This window comes from Mesobacillus campisalis (assembly GCF_000986785.1).
Taxonomy (GTDB): Bacteria; Bacillota; Bacilli; order Bacillales; family Cytobacillaceae; genus Mesobacillus_B; species Mesobacillus_B campisalis.
On the sequence record NZ_LAYY01000011.1, the window covers coordinates 97,126 to 114,929 of the forward strand.

16 protein-coding genes are annotated in these 17,804 nt (G+C 47.3%); 15 read left to right on the forward strand and 1 reads right to left on the reverse strand.

From position 1 onward, the window contains the following. Nucleotides 1-106 precede the first annotated feature (106 nt). From glsA to WQ57_RS11905, 15 genes are all read left to right on the forward strand, one after another. Entirely contained in the window at nt 107-1,036 is a 930-nt protein-coding gene (glsA, locus tag WQ57_RS11835) for a glutaminase A (protein WP_046523983.1), read from the forward strand. Nucleotides 1,037-1,162: 126 nt separating this feature from the next. Next, entirely contained in the window at nt 1,163-1,489 is a 327-nt protein-coding gene (locus WQ57_RS11840; RefSeq protein ID WP_046523984.1) for a hypothetical protein, read from the forward strand. Nucleotides 1,490-1,697: 208 nt separating this feature from the next. Then, nucleotides 1,698-3,137: a DEAD/DEAH box helicase gene (locus WQ57_RS11845; RefSeq protein ID WP_046523985.1), complete on the forward strand. Its 1,440-nt coding sequence runs from the start codon at nt 1,698-1,700 to the stop codon at nt 3,135-3,137. 25 nt (nt 3,138-3,162) lie between these two features. Then, complete coding sequence (locus tag WQ57_RS11850) at nt 3,163-3,756, forward strand: branched chain amino acid aminotransferase (RefSeq protein WP_046523986.1); 594 nt, start codon at nt 3,163-3,165, stop codon at nt 3,754-3,756. Nucleotides 3,757-3,860: 104 nt separating this feature from the next. After that, on the forward strand, nt 3,861-4,253 hold the full coding sequence (locus WQ57_RS11855; protein ID WP_046523987.1) for an acyl-CoA thioesterase: 393 nt from the start codon (nt 3,861-3,863) through the stop codon (nt 4,251-4,253). A gap of 228 nt (nt 4,254-4,481) precedes the next feature. After that, nucleotides 4,482-4,916, forward strand: coding sequence for a hut operon transcriptional regulator HutP (hutP, locus tag WQ57_RS11860; RefSeq protein WP_046523988.1), 435 nt, complete (start codon nt 4,482-4,484; stop codon nt 4,914-4,916). Nucleotides 4,917-5,021: 105 nt separating this feature from the next. Beyond that, on the forward strand, nt 5,022-6,569 hold the full coding sequence (gene hutH / locus WQ57_RS11865) for a histidine ammonia-lyase (protein ID WP_046523989.1): 1,548 nt from the start codon (nt 5,022-5,024) through the stop codon (nt 6,567-6,569). A 20-nt stretch (nt 6,570-6,589) separates the two neighbouring features. Next, complete coding sequence (gene hutU / locus WQ57_RS11870) at nt 6,590-8,251, forward strand: urocanate hydratase (RefSeq protein ID WP_046523990.1); 1,662 nt, start codon at nt 6,590-6,592, stop codon at nt 8,249-8,251. 184 nt (nt 8,252-8,435) lie between these two features. Then, on the forward strand, nt 8,436-9,674 hold the full coding sequence (gene hutI, locus WQ57_RS11875) for an imidazolonepropionase (RefSeq protein ID WP_046523991.1): 1,239 nt from the start codon (nt 8,436-8,438) through the stop codon (nt 9,672-9,674). Between the two features lie 353 nt (nt 9,675-10,027). After that, nucleotides 10,028-11,113: a glutamate 5-kinase gene (proB, locus tag WQ57_RS11880; RefSeq protein ID WP_046523992.1), complete on the forward strand. Its 1,086-nt coding sequence runs from the start codon at nt 10,028-10,030 to the stop codon at nt 11,111-11,113. A gap of 15 nt (nt 11,114-11,128) precedes the next feature. Continuing rightward, on the forward strand, nt 11,129-12,376 hold the full coding sequence (locus WQ57_RS11885) for a glutamate-5-semialdehyde dehydrogenase (protein ID WP_046523993.1): 1,248 nt from the start codon (nt 11,129-11,131) through the stop codon (nt 12,374-12,376). 49 nt (nt 12,377-12,425) lie between these two features. Next, nucleotides 12,426-13,529 carry a branched-chain amino acid aminotransferase gene (locus tag WQ57_RS11890; RefSeq protein WP_046523994.1) on the forward strand — a complete coding sequence of 368 codons (1,104 nt, stop codon included), beginning with the start codon at nt 12,426-12,428 and terminating at the stop codon, nt 13,527-13,529. A 233-nt stretch (nt 13,530-13,762) separates the two neighbouring features. After that, nucleotides 13,763-14,023 carry a hypothetical protein gene (locus WQ57_RS11895; RefSeq protein ID WP_046523995.1) on the forward strand — a complete coding sequence of 87 codons (261 nt, stop codon included), beginning with the start codon at nt 13,763-13,765 and terminating at the stop codon, nt 14,021-14,023. A gap of 94 nt (nt 14,024-14,117) precedes the next feature. Next, nucleotides 14,118-15,026 (forward strand): CBASS cGAMP-activated phospholipase, encoded by a 909-nt coding sequence (locus WQ57_RS11900; RefSeq protein ID WP_046523996.1) that lies wholly within the window; start codon nt 14,118-14,120, stop codon nt 15,024-15,026. Nucleotides 15,027-15,388: 362 nt separating this feature from the next. Next, nucleotides 15,389-17,317, forward strand: coding sequence for an endonuclease MutS2 (locus WQ57_RS11905; protein WP_046523997.1), 1,929 nt, complete (start codon nt 15,389-15,391; stop codon nt 17,315-17,317). 56 nt (nt 17,318-17,373) lie between these two features. Here the strand turns inward: WQ57_RS11905 and WQ57_RS11910 are convergent, their stop codons facing one another. Further along, complete coding sequence (locus tag WQ57_RS11910; RefSeq protein ID WP_046523998.1) at nt 17,374-17,673, reverse strand: hypothetical protein; 300 nt, start codon at nt 17,671-17,673, stop codon at nt 17,374-17,376. Between the last annotated feature and the right edge of the window lie 131 nt (nt 17,674-17,804).

Genomic DNA, 17,804 nt, shown 5'->3' on the forward strand with positions numbered 1-17,804 from the left:
GCTAACAATGATACGGGTATGGGCCGTTTAGGATTGCATGAGAGGCAATTAGGGTACTGTTAACTGCGTCAGGCTAACTTTTTTTATGAAAGGCGGGGGAAGCAACATGCCGTGTTCCACCAATGATGAATTAAACGCTCTTGTTAAGGAGGCAAAAAAAGTCCTGCAATACGGGAAAGTAGCTGATTATATTCCAGCCTTGCAAAAAGCGAATGCAGAGGATCTTTCGGCGGCGATTTTTTACCCGAACGGAAGATGCATTTCCGCAGGGGATATTGAACAGAACATCACTCTGCAAAGCATTTCCAAGGTGTTGACCTTGGCGCTCGCCCTGATGGATTGCGGAGAGGAAAAAGTATTCAGCAAAGTGGGCTATGAACCAACTGGCGACCCTTTCAACTCAATCATTAAACTGGAAACGAGCCAAAGTGCCAAGCCGCTGAACCCGATGATCAATGCGGGTGCATTGGCAGTCACCCATCTTATCAAGGGAGAGTCCGTAGAGGAGCGGCTGCAGCGGCTTCTGGATTTTATAAGGGCTTTGGCCGGAGACAGGGCAATCAGCTACGACGGGGAAGTGGCCAGCTCCGAATACCAGACCGCCGACCTCAATCGTGCATTATGCTACTACATGAGAAAAGATGGAATTATTGATGAAGATGTCGAAGAGCTTCTTGATTTGTATACCAAACAATGTGCGATTCAAATGGATTGCCTGGATTTGTCACGTGTGGGTCTTATCTTCGCCATGGATGGGCGTGATCCTGTCCGCGAAAAACAGCTGATCCCTGTCGAGGTAGCCCGTTTGTGCAAAACGTTTATGGTCACATGCGGCATGTACAACGCATCGGGAGAGTTTGCCATCAGGGTAGGAATTCCGGCAAAAAGCGGTGTATCCGGAGGCATTATGGGTTCTGTCCCAAACCGGTTCGGCATAGGCATTTTCGGCCCGGCCCTGGATGAAATCGGGAACAGCATCGGAGGCATGAAACTGCTTGAACTGATGTCGGAGCAATACGATTTAAGCATCTTTTAGGGTATCGATCCAGGGAAGTAGCAGGATTGTAATTTTAAAGAAAAGAAACTGCAAAGGTTGGCTGGTAGAATGGGGGATAAGCTATGCTTTAAACTGCATAAGATACTTTAATAAAGGAGCGTACCCATGGAACAACATGTGAAAAAGTCACTTGAGGAATGGAAAGCAGAGATTTCCCTGTTACTCCATGAAATTGATCAGGAATATGAACATGTCAAACAGGAGTTGCAGGTATACTCCTACAAATTCAGCATTACGAAACAAGTTGTCCAGTCTACAGTCAATGAGGAAATCATCCGGGACATTAGGGAGCTGTACCACATTCCATTTGAACAAAAATTCAACCAGCTAAAGGAAGAAATCAAGGATTTGGAAGAAAAGAAAAAGGTTTTCCAAATGTTTATTGATAAAATTGACAAGGTTGGTCTGGATAGACAGCCTATTTCTTGCTGAGGTCTTTTAAATGGTGGTATAGTTGATGCGGTGTGATCTTTTGATCGTTACATATGGAATCCGTGATTAAGGATTCACCTAAAAGTCCGCATGTACATAGGCATTGATTCTAGTGCCCGAAAACAGCGTGATCGATGATCGCGTTGTTTTTTTATGGGGAATAATAAAGTGAGAAGCAAATAAGGAGAGGGCAGCTAAAATTGCTCCAATGAAAGCAGGGATAGGATTGCGTGATTTTAAATCTTTAGGCATTTCAGAAGCTTTGGCAGGCAAACTGCGAGAAGAAGGGATTGTCCAATCTACGCCGATTCAGGAGAAGGCCATTCCATTTGTAATGGACGGCAAGGATGTCATTGCACAGGCACAAACTGGAACTGGAAAAACATTTGCCTTTGTTTTGCCGATTCTGGAAAAAATTGATAGAGGTTCCCCGCATATACAAGCCCTGATTGTCACGCCCACCAGGGAATTGGCGCTGCAAATAACCGGCGAGGTTGAAAAGCTTATTGCAGACATGGAAGATGTTCATGTCCTCGCTGTTTATGGCGGACAGGATGTGGCAAAACAGCTGAATAAATTAAAAAACAAAAATGTGCAGATAGTCGTTGGAACTCCGGGAAGGCTGCTGGATCATATCCGCAGGGAAAGTGTCGATTTATCACATGCTTCATTCCTCGTTCTTGACGAAGCGGATCAAATGCTTCATATTGGCTTCCTTCATGAGGTTGAGCAGATTATCCATGAAACTCCAGGCAGCCGCCAGACTATGCTTTTTTCAGCCACGATGCCAGCTGAAATCAGGAAGCTTGCCCGAACTCATATGAAAGATCCGCAGTATATCCAGGTGGAAAAGACCCAGGGACCGGCGGAGACCGTAAAGCAAATCGCTATTCATACCGTGGACAGGGCGAAACAGGGAACCTTGGTCCAGCTGATTGAAACGCATCGGCCCTTTCTTGCGGTGATTTTCTGCAGGACGAAAAGGCGGGTCAGCAAGCTGTATGATGCCTTGAAAGTAAACGGCATGCTAGTTGATGAACTTCACGGAGACCTGTCCCAGGCAAAGCGGGAGCAGGTAATGAAAAAATTCCGGGAAGCCGAAATCCAGCTGTTAGTTGCTACCGATGTAGCGGCAAGGGGGCTTGATATCGAAGGAGTCACCCATGTCTTTAACTATGACATCCCATTGGATTCAGAGAGTTACGTCCACCGGATTGGCAGGACTGGCCGGGCGGGAACGAAAGGCTTGGCCATCACCCTTTATTCGTCAAAAGACCGTCCGTTGCTTGACCAGATTGAAAAGGATTTGGATATTAGGATTGAGAAGAAAAATATCGGCAATATGGAGGGAAAAGAGGACCAGAAGACTTCTTCTGGTAAAAAGCCCGCTAAGCAAAGGGAGCGCCGACCCGGCAGCACCTCCACTGTTTCTGGTAAACAGTCTAATGATAAGCGGCGGGGAAAAGCCAGGCAGGAACGAGTTTCCTTGAATGGTCCGGTGCAGCCGAAGCGGGAAGAAAAAGAGGCGACCACCCGTAACAGGGGGAACGACAGAACTGATAATACCAAAGCTAAGCGCAATACAGCCAAAAGGAAACCAGGGCCATCCAAAACAGCAGGCGCTAAACCGAAACGGGGAAGAAGATAAGAAAAATAGTCAGGAGTGAGAACAGATGCTAAAACAGGAAATCCAAAAATATCTTGAAAAGGAAGAAGATGCAGCTTCCATACAGCTTTTCAGGGAAGAAAAGGAGTATGCAGAAAAAAACGGCCTTCTTAAAGAAGGGGTGAGCGTGGCTGAGAGGCATCCTTCAGAACGGTTCAAAGAAGCCTATATAGAACGGGGAGACAAAGAAACAGAGAATTTCCTCGGGGAAGAATCTGCGGAATTTTTATCTCAGCCTATCCGCTATTTTAAAGAGAATAAGAATGAATTCATGTACCTTGAGACAAAGTGGTTTGATATCGTGGGCGTTGATGCAGTCTCCTTTGAAATGGACGATGTGTTTGGCACCTATGATGTGATGCTGGGTTTAAGATTTCCAAAAAAATATGGAAATGCAATCAATAGCTATCTTGAAAGCCAAATCAATGGAGAAGATGCAAAGTTCGATTTAATGTTTGATGCCAATGAAGGCATTTGGAATCTGAACTTTGCCTTGAACGGCCTCGAAGGCTTTAGTGAAGAGTTAACCATTGATGAAGCTTATAGGTTAATATATGCACTTCTGTTCAATCTGGCAGATAGAATGGAACAGGGAGAGTAAAGCAAGGGCCATGATATCCAGCATCATGGCCTTTTTAGTTATAGCTTGCTTTGTGGAGAGATAATTCTGATAATAAAGAAAAAGGATGTTCAGGAGGTGCCTGCATGTTTGAAAAAGTGATTGATCCCAGGGTTTCCGAAACGGATGGTGCCGGCCATATCAACAATACGGTGATTCCTGTCTGGTTTGAATCGGGGCGCGATGAAATCTTTAGGCTGTTTACCCCGGATTTAAGCTTCGATGATTGGAAGATGGTTATCATTCATTTTGATGTCGATTTTGTCCATCAGCTTTTTTATGGTAAAAAAGCGATTGTTAAAACATGGATTAAAGAGGTTGGCAATACAAGCCTGAAGGTATATGAGGAAATCCATCAGGAAGGAAGGTTGTGCGCAAAAGGAAATGCCGTTTATGTAAATTTCAGCTTCTCCAAACAAAAACCGGAAAGAATCCCGGATGATATAAGGGAAAAGCTAAGCGGGCATCTGATTCGATAATGAATCATACATGTCGATGGCGGCGGACTGACTTTTTAAATTTATCCGAAAACCGGACATGCCTCTGAATGTCCGGTTTTTTGTTTTTTTTATTCCTTTACTCCGCTAGATTATTACCATGCTAATTTACTAAAATTTCCCAAAATTATTGACATGGTGCCAGTGAAGGAAATACAATATAGGTAAGTTATTAGTCAAGAGGAAAAATTCAGAAACTTAGAGGTTGCCATGCAAAAAATAGCTATTGGGAAACTGGCCATACTTCTTGCCTCCCTTTCAGAAGAGGAACTTAATCTGTTTAAGCCTGATTTGGCCCAAGTTTCATATTGCCAAGGGAAGGTAGGCAGCATGAACATGCAAAAGGTGATTGCGGCGGTGGAAACGGCAGCCAAGCGGAACGGGCTGATTCATGACAGCCTATATCGTGAGACACATGCCTTGTATCATGCCATCCTGGAAGGGATCGAAGGGCTGACAAGAGGAAAGCCGGCAATTGGCGAAATGAGCCGGACTGTTGGTCTCCGCTTTTCCGTTGTCCGCGGAACACCCTACAGTGAAAGCGGCGAAGGGGAATGGATTGCCGTAGCCTTTTACGGCACGATCGGTGCTCCGGTTAAAGGAGCGGAACATGAAACAGTAGGATTGGGTATTAATCATATATAAGAAAGCATTGCCTATAGTCCATTAGTCAAGAGGAGGCGATGATGGTATCACTATGCCATTATCGCCTCCTTTTTGTTTTCACCAAAATCTTGGGAGGTTACCAATATGGTTGAGTTAACTGGCCATTCATTAACTTTGGAGCAAATCAGGCAAATCTGCCTTGAAGGAAGCCTTGTGACAATATGTTCAGAAAGCATGGAAAAAGTAGCGCAAAGCAGAAGAGCTGTTGAAAAGATTGTCCGCGAGAAAAGAACTGTCTACGGGATTAATACCGGATTTGGAAAATTCAGCGACGTAATGATCGCCGAGGATGATGTCGGCCTGCTGCAGCAAAACCTGATCCGTTCCCATGCGTGCGGAGTGGGCAAACCTTTTCCCGAATTGGTTTCAAGGGCCATGGTCCTGCTCAGGCTGAACGCGTTATTAAAAGGATTTTCCGGCATCAGGCCATTAATCGCGGAGCGTCTTATGCATCTATTGAACCTGAATATCCATCCTGTCATCCCGCAGCAAGGGTCACTGGGAGCGTCAGGGGATTTGGCGCCGCTTTCCCATCTTGCATTGGTCCTCATGGGAGAAGGATATGTATTTTACCGTGGAAAAACGGTGCCTGCCGCCGAAGCCTGCAGGCAGGAGGGACTGGACCCCATCGCCCTTGAAGCGAAAGAAGGACTCGCGCTGATTAACGGGACGCAAGCGATGACGGCGATGGGAGTCATCAACTGGCTGGAGGCAGCAGACCTTGCCTGCCAGAGTGAATGGATCTCCGCCATGACGATGGAAGGCCTCGAGGGAATCATCGATGCATTCCATCCTGCCATCCATGAAGCGAGAGGATATGCACAGCAAGTCGCAGTAGCAGAGCGGATCAGAAACCTCCTGGCAGGAAGCAAGCTGACGACAAGACAGGGAGAGAAACGGGTTCAGGATGCCTATTCACTGCGCTGCATTCCCCAGGTTCACGGTGCTTCATGGCAGGCTTTGGACTATGTGAAGGAAAAGCTTGAAATTGAAGTGAATGCCGCAACAGATAATCCGCTTATATTTGATGATGGAGAAACGGTGGTTTCGGGAGGGAACTTCCATGGGCAGCCAATCGCGATTGCGATGGATTTTATGAAAATTGCAGTTGCCGAACTAGCCAGCATTTCTGAACGGAGGATTGAGAGGCTTGTCAATCCCCAGCTGAATGATCTGCCGCCATTCCTGAGTGCGCAGCCAGGTTTGCAATCAGGAGCGATGATTATGCAGTATGCAGCTGCCTCCCTCGTTTCCGAAAACAAGACACTGGCGCATCCGGCAAGCGTGGACTCCATTCCTTCTTCTGCCAATCAGGAGGACCATGTGAGCATGGGCACCATTGCGGCACGCCATGCCGGCAGCATCATCGAGAATGTGCGCCGCGTATTGGCGATTGAATGCATCTGCGCCCTGCAGGCAGTGGAGTACCGAGGAGTGGCTAAGATGGCGCCCAAAACACGGTCTTTTTATGAACAGGCAAGGAAACTGGTGCCGTCGATCACAGAGGACAGAGTATTTTCCTACGATATTGAGAGAATGGCAGAATTTCTGGAAAAAAATAATTGGCCATGGGCTGTGCAGGCAGAGGTGGATTGTGAGGATCTGGATAAAAAAGTGAACAATAATTCTTAAAGATAATGGAGGAGAAAACCATGGAAGCAAAGGTGAACCGTACGGTAGTTGCAAAAAAAGGACTGGAATTGGAATGCAAGGGATGGGAACAAGAGGCAGCGTTAAGAATGCTGTATAACAATCTTGATCCGGAGGTTGCCGAGAAACCTGAAGACCTGGTGGTATATGGCGGGATTGGGAAAGCAGCGCGCAGCTGGGAAGCGTTTGACGCCATTGTCGCAACGCTCAGGAGGCTCGAGAACGATGAGACCCTGCTTGTTCAGTCAGGAAAGCCGGCCGCTGTTTTTAAAACGCATAAAGCGGCCCCGCGGGTACTTTTGTCCAATTCTGTCCTCGTGCCGAAATGGGCAAATTGGGAACATTTTCACGAACTTGATCAAAAAGGATTGATGATGTACGGACAGATGACCGCCGGGAGCTGGATTTATATAGGCACACAGGGCATCCTTCAAGGAACCTATGAAACATTTGCGGAAGCGGCCCGGCAGCACTTTGGCGGCTCTTTGAAAGGAACGCTTACCCTGACAGCAGGCCTCGGGGGAATGGGAGGGGCTCAACCGCTGGCGGTCACAATGAATGGCGGCGTCTGCCTGGCGGTGGAGGTGGACCCTGCAAGGATTCAGAAACGGCTGGATACAAAATATTGTGACAGGCTGACAGATTCATTGGATGAAGCCGTATCCTGGACCATGCTCGCGAAACAAAAGGGGGAAGCCCTGTCAATCGGGCTGGTTGGCAACGCGGCGGAAGTCCACGCGGAACTCCTTGACCGGCGGATAGAGATTGACCTTGTGACAGACCAGACATCTGCTCATGATCCGCTTAACGGGTATATTCCCGCAGGGATGACCCTGGCAGAGGCAGAAGCATTAAGGGCGAGCAACCCCTCTGGCTATGTGGCATTATCCCGGCAGTCGATGGCAAGGCATGTGGAAGCAATGCTTGAATTCCAGCGCCGCGGAGCGATTGTTTTTGACTATGGCAACAATATCCGCCAGGTTGCCAAGGATGAGGGAGTTGCCTCTGCTTTTGATTTCCCGGGCTTTGTGCCAGCCTATATCCGGCCGCTCTTTTGCGAAGGGAAAGGACCTTTCCGCTGGGCAGCATTATCCGGAGACTCCGAAGATATCTATCGGACTGACAGGCTGCTTAAAGAGCTGTTCCCGGAGAATGGTCACCTCCACCGCTGGATTGACATGGCCCAGCAAAAGGTGGCTTTCCAGGGGCTTCCTGCCCGGATTTGCTGGCTTGGCTACGGGGAGCGGGTAAAAATGGGTCTGGCCATTAACGAGCTTGTGAGAACAGGAGAGCTAAAGGCACCGATTGTGATTGGCAGGGACCATCTCGACTGCGGATCCGTGGCGTCCCCTAACCGGGAAACCGAAGCGATGAAGGACGGCAGCGATGCGGTAGGAGATTGGGCAATCCTGAATGCCATGATCAATGTTGCTGCCGGGGGCTCATGGATTTCCGTCCACCATGGCGGCGGTGTAGGAATGGGGTATTCACTCCATGCAGGCATGGTTGTTGTGGCAGATGGAAGCGAACTTGCCAAGGAGCGGCTCGAACGGGTGCTCACAACCGACCCGGGAATGGGAATCGTTCGCCATGCAGATGCCGGCTATGAAAAAGCGATTCAGGTAGCAAAGGAAAAGGGCGTCGATATTCCGATGCTGAAATAAGAAGGAAGATCAGTTTGGAGGGGGCAATGTGACCCTAATTTGATGGGAAACGGCATTATGGTCACGTTGACAGGTTCAATGTGACCTGAACCCGATGAAAAGTGGAAATGCGGTCACGATGACGGTTTCAATGTGACCCTGAATTGTTCTGCCAGGCTAGTTAGGGATAGAAAGGAGCAATACCATGATATATGACTTGATTGTACGCAATATTGGCCAGCTGATCCTGCCAAAGGGAGAGGCAGGACCTCTAAAAGGGCCCCAAATGAATGAACTGCCGATCATTGAAAATTGCGCATTGGCGATAAAAGATGGAAAAATAGCGTGGATTGGGGATCACGCAGCAAGCCAATACCTTAAAGCAGAGGAAGAAATCGACGCTGAAGGCAGAGTGGTTTCACCCGGCCTGGTGGATCCGCACACCCATCTCGTTTTTGGCGGTTCGAGGGAGCATGAGATGGCGCTAAAACAAGCGGGAGTGCCATACCTGGAAATCCTGGCTAAGGGAGGCGGAATCCTGTCGACGGTCGAGGCAACCAGGCATGCGACCGAAGAAGAACTTTTCAAAAAGGCCTCCTTTCACCTTAACAGAATTATATCGCATGGAGTTACTACAATTGAGGCAAAAAGCGGCTATGGCCTTGATCGGGAGACGGAATTAAAACAGTTGAGGGTTGCCCGGAAGCTCAAGGAGGCATATCCGGTCAGAGTCGTTTCCACCTTTCTGGGGCCCCATGCGATTCCTGTCGAGCATAAAGACGACCCCGATGGATTCCTTGACGAAATGGAGAATCTTCTAGAGGAGATCAAAGCGGAAGAACTGGCTGAGTTTGCCGATATATTTTGTGAAACAGGCGTTTTTACTATTGAACAGTCCCGGCAATTCTTACGAACAGCGAAGGAAAAAGGGTTCGGCCTAAAAATCCATGCTGACGAAATCGATTCATTGGGTGGGACGGAATTGGCAGTGGAGCTGCAGGCCGCCAGTGCTGATCACCTTGTTGCGGCATCGGATGAAGGCATAAACAGTCTTGCAAAAAGTGATAGTGTGGCTGTATTGCTGCCGGGCACTACCTTCTATCTTGGGAAGGAAGCATACGCCCGTGCCAGGAAGATGATTTCGGCGGGGGCAGCAGTGGCTTTGGCAACCGACTTTAATCCTGGAAGCTGCGTTACCGAAAATCTTCAGCTCATCATGTCGCTTGCCGCCCTGAAACTTAAAATGACAGCAGAAGAAATCTGGAATGCGGTAACAGTTAACGCTGCATATGCGATTGGAAAAGGCGAAGAAGCAGGAGTCCTTGAAATTGGAAAACAGGCTGATTTCGTGATCTGGAATATTCCGAACTATCATTACCTTCCCTACCACTTTGGAGTCAATCATGCTCATAGCGTCTACTGCGCGGGAGTGAAGGTCGAATAATATGAAAAGCTGCCAAATCACATGAGCAGCTATATTGACAATTCGTGTTAATCTCGTCATAATGTTTACAAACAGTTGAACGTTAACGGAGGATCAGTAAGCGGGCCTTCTGTGCAAGAGAGCGGGATTTGTAAGCTGGGAGGTCCCGTCGCAGTCAAGCCGCCGAACCTGCCTCCCGAGTCCCATGCCAAACATGGGCGCCTACCTGGCGTTATCAGGCAAAGCGGGATTGAACACTCAATCCAATCTAGGTGGTACCGCGGAAGCAAAGCCCTTTCGTCCTTGTTTATAAGGATGATTGGGCTTTTTTTTATTAACTGAATTGGAATTATATCAACGGGAGCATTGGAAAAATGGAGAGAAAACGGATTGTCGTCAAGATTGGGAGCAGTTCATTAACAAATGAAAAGGGTGAGGTTGACCAGGTAAAGTTGAATGATCATGTCCAGGCGCTGGCAGCTTTGCGCCAGGAAGGGCATGAAGTGCTGCTTGTCTCCTCGGGAGCTGTTGCGGCAGGATTTACGCGCCTGGGGTATCCGTCAAGGCCGGTGACCTTAAAGGGAAAACAGGCAGCGGCAGCGGTGGGCCAGAGCCTGCTCATCCAGTCCTATATTGAAAAATTCAGCCATTTTGGACTGGTGCCGGCGCAAATCCTTCTTACGCGAACGGATTTTTCCAATCGTGAGCGCTATAGAAACGCCTACTCCACCATTATGGAATTATTGGAGCGCAGGATCCTGCCAATTATCAATGAAAATGATACGGTTTCTGTTGAAGAGCTGACCTTTGGTGACAATGACATGCTTTCTGCCCTGGTCAGCGGCCTGATTCATGCCGACCAGCTGATTATTCTTACCGATATCAACGGTCTGTATGATTCCGATCCACGCACCAACCCGCTAGCAAAGAAAATGGACGTTCTCGAAAACATTACCGATGACATGTTTTCTTTTGCTGAGGGAGCCGGATCAAAGGTGGGAACGGGGGGCATGAGATCGAAGCTTCTCGCTGCGAAAATGGCTTTGTCTCTCGGGGTTCCGGTCTTTATCGGCCATGGGAAAGGGGCAGGAAAACTGAGTGATATCCTTGGCGGAAATGGGGATGGCACCTATATTCAAAACAATACATTGACGTCCATCAATACAAGAAGGCAATGGATCGCTTTCCACTCTGAGGTTTCAGGGGAGATCCATGTGGATAAGGGAGCCGAGGAAGCAATTTTATTCAGGGGAAGCAGCCTACTCCCCGCTGGCATCATTAAAGTTAGCGGCCATTTCCAAAAAGGTGAGGTTGTCGAAGTCTATGGGTCCGATGGTCTTTTGGGTAAAGGCGAGGTCACCTATTCATCGGATGAATTAAGGAATGTGATTGGCAAGAGCAGCCAGTCCGAAATGCCTTTGATAGAAGTCATCCATCGAAATAAATGGGTTAAAATGTAAAGAGGAGGAAGGAATATGAGCGAGGTAAAACTAAAAGGTCTGCGTGCAAAGCTTGCAAGCCAGGCCCTTGTGGGAATCACAACAGAAGACAAAAATGCTGCATTGAAGAAAATTGCAGAGCAGTTGATTAAAGACAAGGAAGAGATCATTGAGCAAAATAAAAAGGATTTGCAGTTGGGCAAGGAAAATGGACTATCCGATGCTGTCCTTGACCGGATCATGCTGAATGAAAAACGGATCCATGATATGAGCGAAGCGATCCAGCTGTTAATCAACCTGAAAGATCCGATTGGAGAGAGTCTGGAGACCATTGAAAAAGATAACGGCCTCTTGATTAAGAAGAAACGTGTGCCAATCGGGGTAATAGGGATGATTTACGAAGCCAGGCCAAATGTGACGGTCGATGCGGCTACTCTTTCCTTGAAAACAGGGAATGCCGTCATCTTGCGCGGCAGTTCCTCAGCAAAATTCTCAAACATGGCTCTGGTTCAATGCATACATGCAGCTTTGAAAGATAGCAAGGTACCGGTCGATGCCGTCCAGCTGATCGAGGATACAAGCAGGGAAACGGCAAAGGAACTGTTTCATTTGAATGAATATCTCGATGTGCTGATTCCGCGAGGAGGAAAAAACCTGATTGATACGGTTGTCCGCGAGGCTTCGGTTCCCGTGCTGGAGACAGGTGCAGGCAACTGCCATGTTTTCATCGATGAGACCGCTGATTTCGACTTGGCAAAGGACATTGTCATTAATGCGAAGACCCAGCGTCCGTCCGTATGCAATGCGATTGAAACCGTCCTGTTTCATAAAAAATGGCTGGAAAAACACGGTGCGGATCTGCTGCAGGCTCTCGCTGAAAAAGAAGTCGAAATTTACGGGGATGAGCAGGTAACGGCGTTGTATCCGGCGGCCAAACAGGCGACGGAAGAAGACTGGCATACCGAATACCTGGCATTGAAAATCAGTGCGAAGGCCGTATCCAGTGTGGAAGAAGCTGTGCAACATATCAACACTTATGGTACTAAGCATTCGGAAGCAATCCTGACCAAGGACGAGGAGCACGCTGCACTGTTTTTAAACAGTGTCGATGCCGCCGCTGTTTACCATAATGCATCGACAAGATTTACGGATGGCTTTGAATTTGGCTATGGTGCCGAAATCGGAATCAGTACCCAAAAGCTGCATGCACGGGGCCCAATGGGACTTGAAGCATTAACTTCCAGTAAATTTTTTGTATATGGGCATGGGCAAATTCGAAAATAAATGTCATAATATTATCAAAATATAGTTTTTCAGAACAGGGGAATGTAATATGACAGAGCAACAAATCGAAATCCAACTTACAGCAGAAAAAAAACAGAAGCCCGCTTTCGACAGCCTTGAGTTTGGCAAAAATTTCACCGATCACATGTTTATCATGGATTATACAAAGGGTCAGGGATGGCACGATCCCCGGATCGTCCCTTATCAGCCTCTCACAATTGACCCGGCGTCAATGGTGTTCCATTATGGACAGACCGTATTTGAAGGATTGAAAGCGTACCTGACAAAAGAAGGAGAAGTACTGCTGTTCAGGCCGCAAAAGAATATGGAGCGCCTGAACCGTTCCAACGAACGCCTTTGCATCCCGCAAATTGATGAGGAGCTGGCGCTGAGTGCGCTAAAAAGGCTGATTCAGGTAGACCGTGACTGGGTTCCGAATGTAGAGGGAACCTCCCTTTATATCCGTCCGTTCATCATTGCTACGGAACCATACCTTGGGGTTGCCCCGTCAAAACGCTATCAGTTTATGATTATCCTTTCTCCTGTAGGAGCTTATTACAAGGAAGGCATCAATCCGGTTAAAATTGCGGTGGAAAGTGAATACGTCCGCGCGGCTATTGGCGGAACTGGAGATGCAAAGACGGCCGGGAACTATGCCGGCAGCCTGAAAGCACAGGAACTGGCAGAAGCTGACGGCTATTCGCAAGTGCTCTGGCTGGACGGTAAGGAACACCGGTACATCGAGGAAGTAGGCAGCATGAATATCTTCTTTAAAATCAATGGGGAAGTGGTGACTCCTGTCCTGAACGGCAGCATCCTTCAAGGCGTAACTAGAGATTCCATCATCCACCTGCTGAAACATTGGGAAATCCCGGTTTCCGAAAAGAAGATTTCAATAGATGAAATCTATGAAGCCCATAAGCAAGGGCTGCTGGAGGAAGCATTTGGCACAGGTACCGCGGCTGTTATCTCTCCAATCGGCGAATTGTTCTGGAAGGATGAGAAACTGTCCATCAATGGTGGAAAAACTGGGGAACTTTCGAAAAAATTGTACGACACCCTTACAGGAATCCAGCTGGGGACTGTGGAAGACCCATTTGGATGGACCGTTAAAGTGAAAGAAGAAAACCCGCACTTGGTAAAGAACAGTTAAGGTTGGTCCATCAAGGCGGAAGGGTATAGAACAAGCACAGGGATGCATTCCCTGTGCTTTTTTCATGAATTCAAACGGTGCAGCATCTTTTTGGCAGGAAAAAGCTGCTTCGCGTCGAATTGCTTTACTAATAGTCCAAGATTGAACAAAACTGCAATCGGGCTTTACCATTCAAAATGGTGCAAGCCGGCCAGGCAGCAATATATACCTGGTTTTCTTAGGAGATGAATGCATTGGAAACAGTCACAATCGTTACCTTTAAGGTGAAGGGGTTGCCTGAACCCATCAAAATCGCTTCACAATACGAGCCTAGCATCAATCAAATCGGGAAAATGATCTCTGATATTGTCAAAGCCAACAATATGAGCGGTGACATCCAATTTAAAAAGTTCCTGCAAGAGAATGGCCAAAAAATGTTCATCTATGAGATTGGCGGAACTAAATGTGTCGTTTTGGTTGAAAAACTGGAAAAGGTCATTGAATTTGAGAACTGATGCATGGAATCAAGCTTTTAGCCGGCTCCTTCCTGTCTTGGCAACATAATCAAGACTGCAGTGGGGAATGCTAGTATAAAGGCATGGTGACGCTATGAAAATTTTATGTTTGGACGGCGGGGGCATCCGTGGAGTTTATGCGCTGGCCATCCTGGAAAGCATCGAAAAAGAATTCAACAAACCGATATCACACCATTTTGACTTACTGGCCGGGACCAGTACCGGGTCGATCATTGCCGCAGCCGCAGCCATCCAAAATGATATGGGCACAGTGCTCGAGATGTACAGGGAGTATGGGAGAAGGATATTTAACCGCCAGTCAAAAATCGGGCTTTTGGGAAGTGTGTACAGCGATCGGTATTTAAGAAAATTATTGAAGAAGGCTTTTGGTGATTTGAATCTTGCGGATGTTCCAAAGCCTTTGTTGATCCCTGCTGTAGACCTCACGCATGGCCGGCCGTTTGTCCACAGGTCCAATGTTCCGGGAGACGGCGAGGATATTCCCGTCAAACTGTGGGATGCTGTACTGTCGTCCTGTTCGGCGCCTGTTTATTTTCCGCCAAACAATGTGGAGAACAAGTATTTATCGATTGATGGCGGTCTGTGGGCCAATAATCCATCCCTTGTCTGTCTGTCGGAGGGAATCCATTATTTCAAGGAGAGCTTGGAGTCGATTTCCATCCTGTCATTGGGGACCGGACTCCAGAAAGTGGATTTCTCCTTTCCTTCCGAGAAGAATTGGGGAATTGGGCATTGGCTTCCCCTCAGATGGCCTTCATTAAAAGTAGAGCCCAAATTGCTGGACCTGGCTCTCGATATTTCATCGGAATCCGTTTCTTATCATTGCTCTCTGCTTCTTGGAAAGCAGTATTTCCGGATTAACAGGGAGCTCGGCAAGGAAATGCCATTTGATGAGATCGCTTATACAGAAACGCTCATCAGGCTTGGCAAGGATACGTTTGCTGAACAAAAAAGCGACATAGCCGCGTTTTTACAAATTTAGGGATGTTATTGCATACAGTGGGTATTTTATGGTAATATTTAAGAGTAACTAAATTGGACTGTGTGAAGGAGTATGTTGTATGTTAGGTGTCGTTCTTAACTAATCCAGCTAATTGGATAATGTCATTCCAGCGGATTTTGTCCTTTTTTATATGGACATAGTCTTATTTAAGCATGGGATGAAGTTAAGAACAATGGTCCAAACATGCATACTATCCTTAACCGATCGTAGCTGTGTACCCATGGGCACCAGCTTTTTATTTTGGTTAAAAATAGTGGGGCAGGCGAATTATTGCTTGCCGAATTTTCAGGCCGCGTTGACATTGTTCAACGCGGCTATTTTATATTTCAGGAGGATGAAAATTGAACAATCATACTTTTAAAGTGCTTGAATTTGAAAAAATCAAGGAATCAGCAGCAAGCTATGCTTTAACAAAAGCTGGCAGGGAAAAAGTGCTAGGGCTCATACCATCAACTAATCTCAAACAAATAGAGTCATGGCAGGAAGAGCTTACCGAAGCAGTGGAAATCACGAAAAAATCTACAAGCGTCCCTGTCCATGGGCTGGAGGGGATGGAGCTTTTTTTAAGGAACCTGAATAAAGGGGAAGCTCTCCGCCCAGAACAGCTTTCCAAACTGGCTGATTTTCTGGATTGCTGCGGCAAAATGCACCGGTTCATGAAAGATAAAGAGTGGTTCGCGCCAAGGGTAAGCAGCTATGTGTACTCTATCGAACAGCTTCCGGACCTTGAAAGGGAAATCATCCGCTGCATCCGCAATGGCGGTGTTGATGACTATGCCAGCAAGGAACTTCTGAAGGTGAGAAAGCAGATTTCCATTCAGGAGGACCGCCTTAAGGAGAAGGTTATGCAAATGGTTCGTTCGGGTAAATATAAAGCTTATCTGCAGGAACAAGTGGTCAGCCAGCGGGATGGCCGGTATGTGATTCCGGTGAAAAAGGAATATCGTCATAAATTCAAAGGTTCTGTTCTGGACAACTCGGCATCCGGTTCGACCCTTTTTATCGAACCCGAAGAGATTGCTGCCTATTCAGAGCAGATTTCATGGCTAAGGGCGGAAGAAGAAGCCGAAGTAGATAAAGTCCTGTTTTATTTATCAGGACTGGTTGAAGAAAAAGAACGGGAAATTCGCCTCGCCGTAGAAACGATGGTTCATTACGATGTGCTGTTCGCCAAGGCCAAATACAGCCGGGGGATGGATGGCCGGAAACCGGTGCTGAATGAATCCCACTACATCCATTTGGTGGAAGCGCGGCATCCGTTGCTTGGAAGCCAGGCTGTTCCGCTCACGGTTGAACTCGGAAACCCTGAAAATGCCCTTGTTATTACCGGCCCGAACACCGGCGGCAAAACAGTAACTCTTAAAACGGTGGGGCTGCTTACGTTGATGGCGCAGGCTGGCTTGCATCTCCCTGTGGCGGAGGGCAGCTGTGTCAGTGTGTTCCAGAATATACTCGTTGATATTGGCGATGGCCAAAGCATTACGGAAAATCTAAGTTCGTTTAGTTCGCGCATTGTCAATATTATTGGAATTTTAAAAGAAACCAATGACCGCAGTCTGGTGCTTTTGGATGAACTAGGTTCCGGAACAGACCCGGGCGAGGGAATGGGGCTGGCAACGGCGATTCTGGAACAGCTTTCCGCAAAAGGAGCCACCCTTATGGCGACAACCCATTACAGCGAAATGAAGGAATTTGCACACCAGCACGACGGATTTGTCAATGGCTCAATGGAATTCAATCTGGAAACATTGAGGCCGACCTATAAACTGATCATCGGCAAGGGCGGGGAAAGCCAGGCCTTTGCCATCGCCTTGAAGCTTGGCATCCACCCAAGGCTCATTGAACGGGCACATGAAATCACCTATAAACAGGCTAAGACCTATCTGGACGAGGATATCGATTCTGCTGCAAAACGGGAACGTGAAAAACAGATAATTGTAAATAAGCACCAGCAAAGAGCGAAAAAGCCTGCCCAGCCGAAAGTAAAGGTCCCTGTTTTCCATCAGGGGGACAATGTTGTCCTGTCACCGGGAAATGTCTTTGGAATTGTTTATAAGGGTCCGGATGAACAGGGGAATTATATTGTTCAGGTCAAAGGCAAAAAAGAGGTTTATAACCATAAGCGGATCACGTTAAATATTGCCGCGAAGGAATTGTATCCCGACGATTATGATTTTGATATCATTTTCGAATCAGTGGAAAAGAGAAAAAACAAAAAGCTGCTGTCGCGAAAGCATGTGGAAGGAATCGTCATAGATCACGAGGATTAGCAAAAAAGAGACATGCCGGCTTAAGGTATGTCTCTTTTTCAATCAGTGGATTCTGGCTATCCATTTCGCTTTCTGATTTCTTCTGTTACCACAAAAGCGAGGTCATCATTGCCAAACAGTGACAGGACACCAAGCAGCGTATCGTCTGGCACTTCTCCTGCTTCTTCTTTTGGCACGGTCAGGTCAATCGCTTCCCTCAAAGCCTGGTTGGATGCCTGCTGGGGGTAGGCGCGCAGGTAAAGTTCTTCGGGGTCAAGGTCATGATTGACGCACCATTGAGCAAAAACGAGTATCATCATTTTTTCCTCGCCCTGGTAGTTCTGAATGATTTGATCTTGCAGGTCCTTTTGGTCCATACGTATTCTCCTTTAAGCTTATACCTTGATTATACCTGTTGAAGCCGGAGAATGAAAAAGAAAACATAGGGTTTATTTTTACCTGCAAGGGAAGATAATGAGTAAGTGGAAGACACATAAACAGGGAGGAG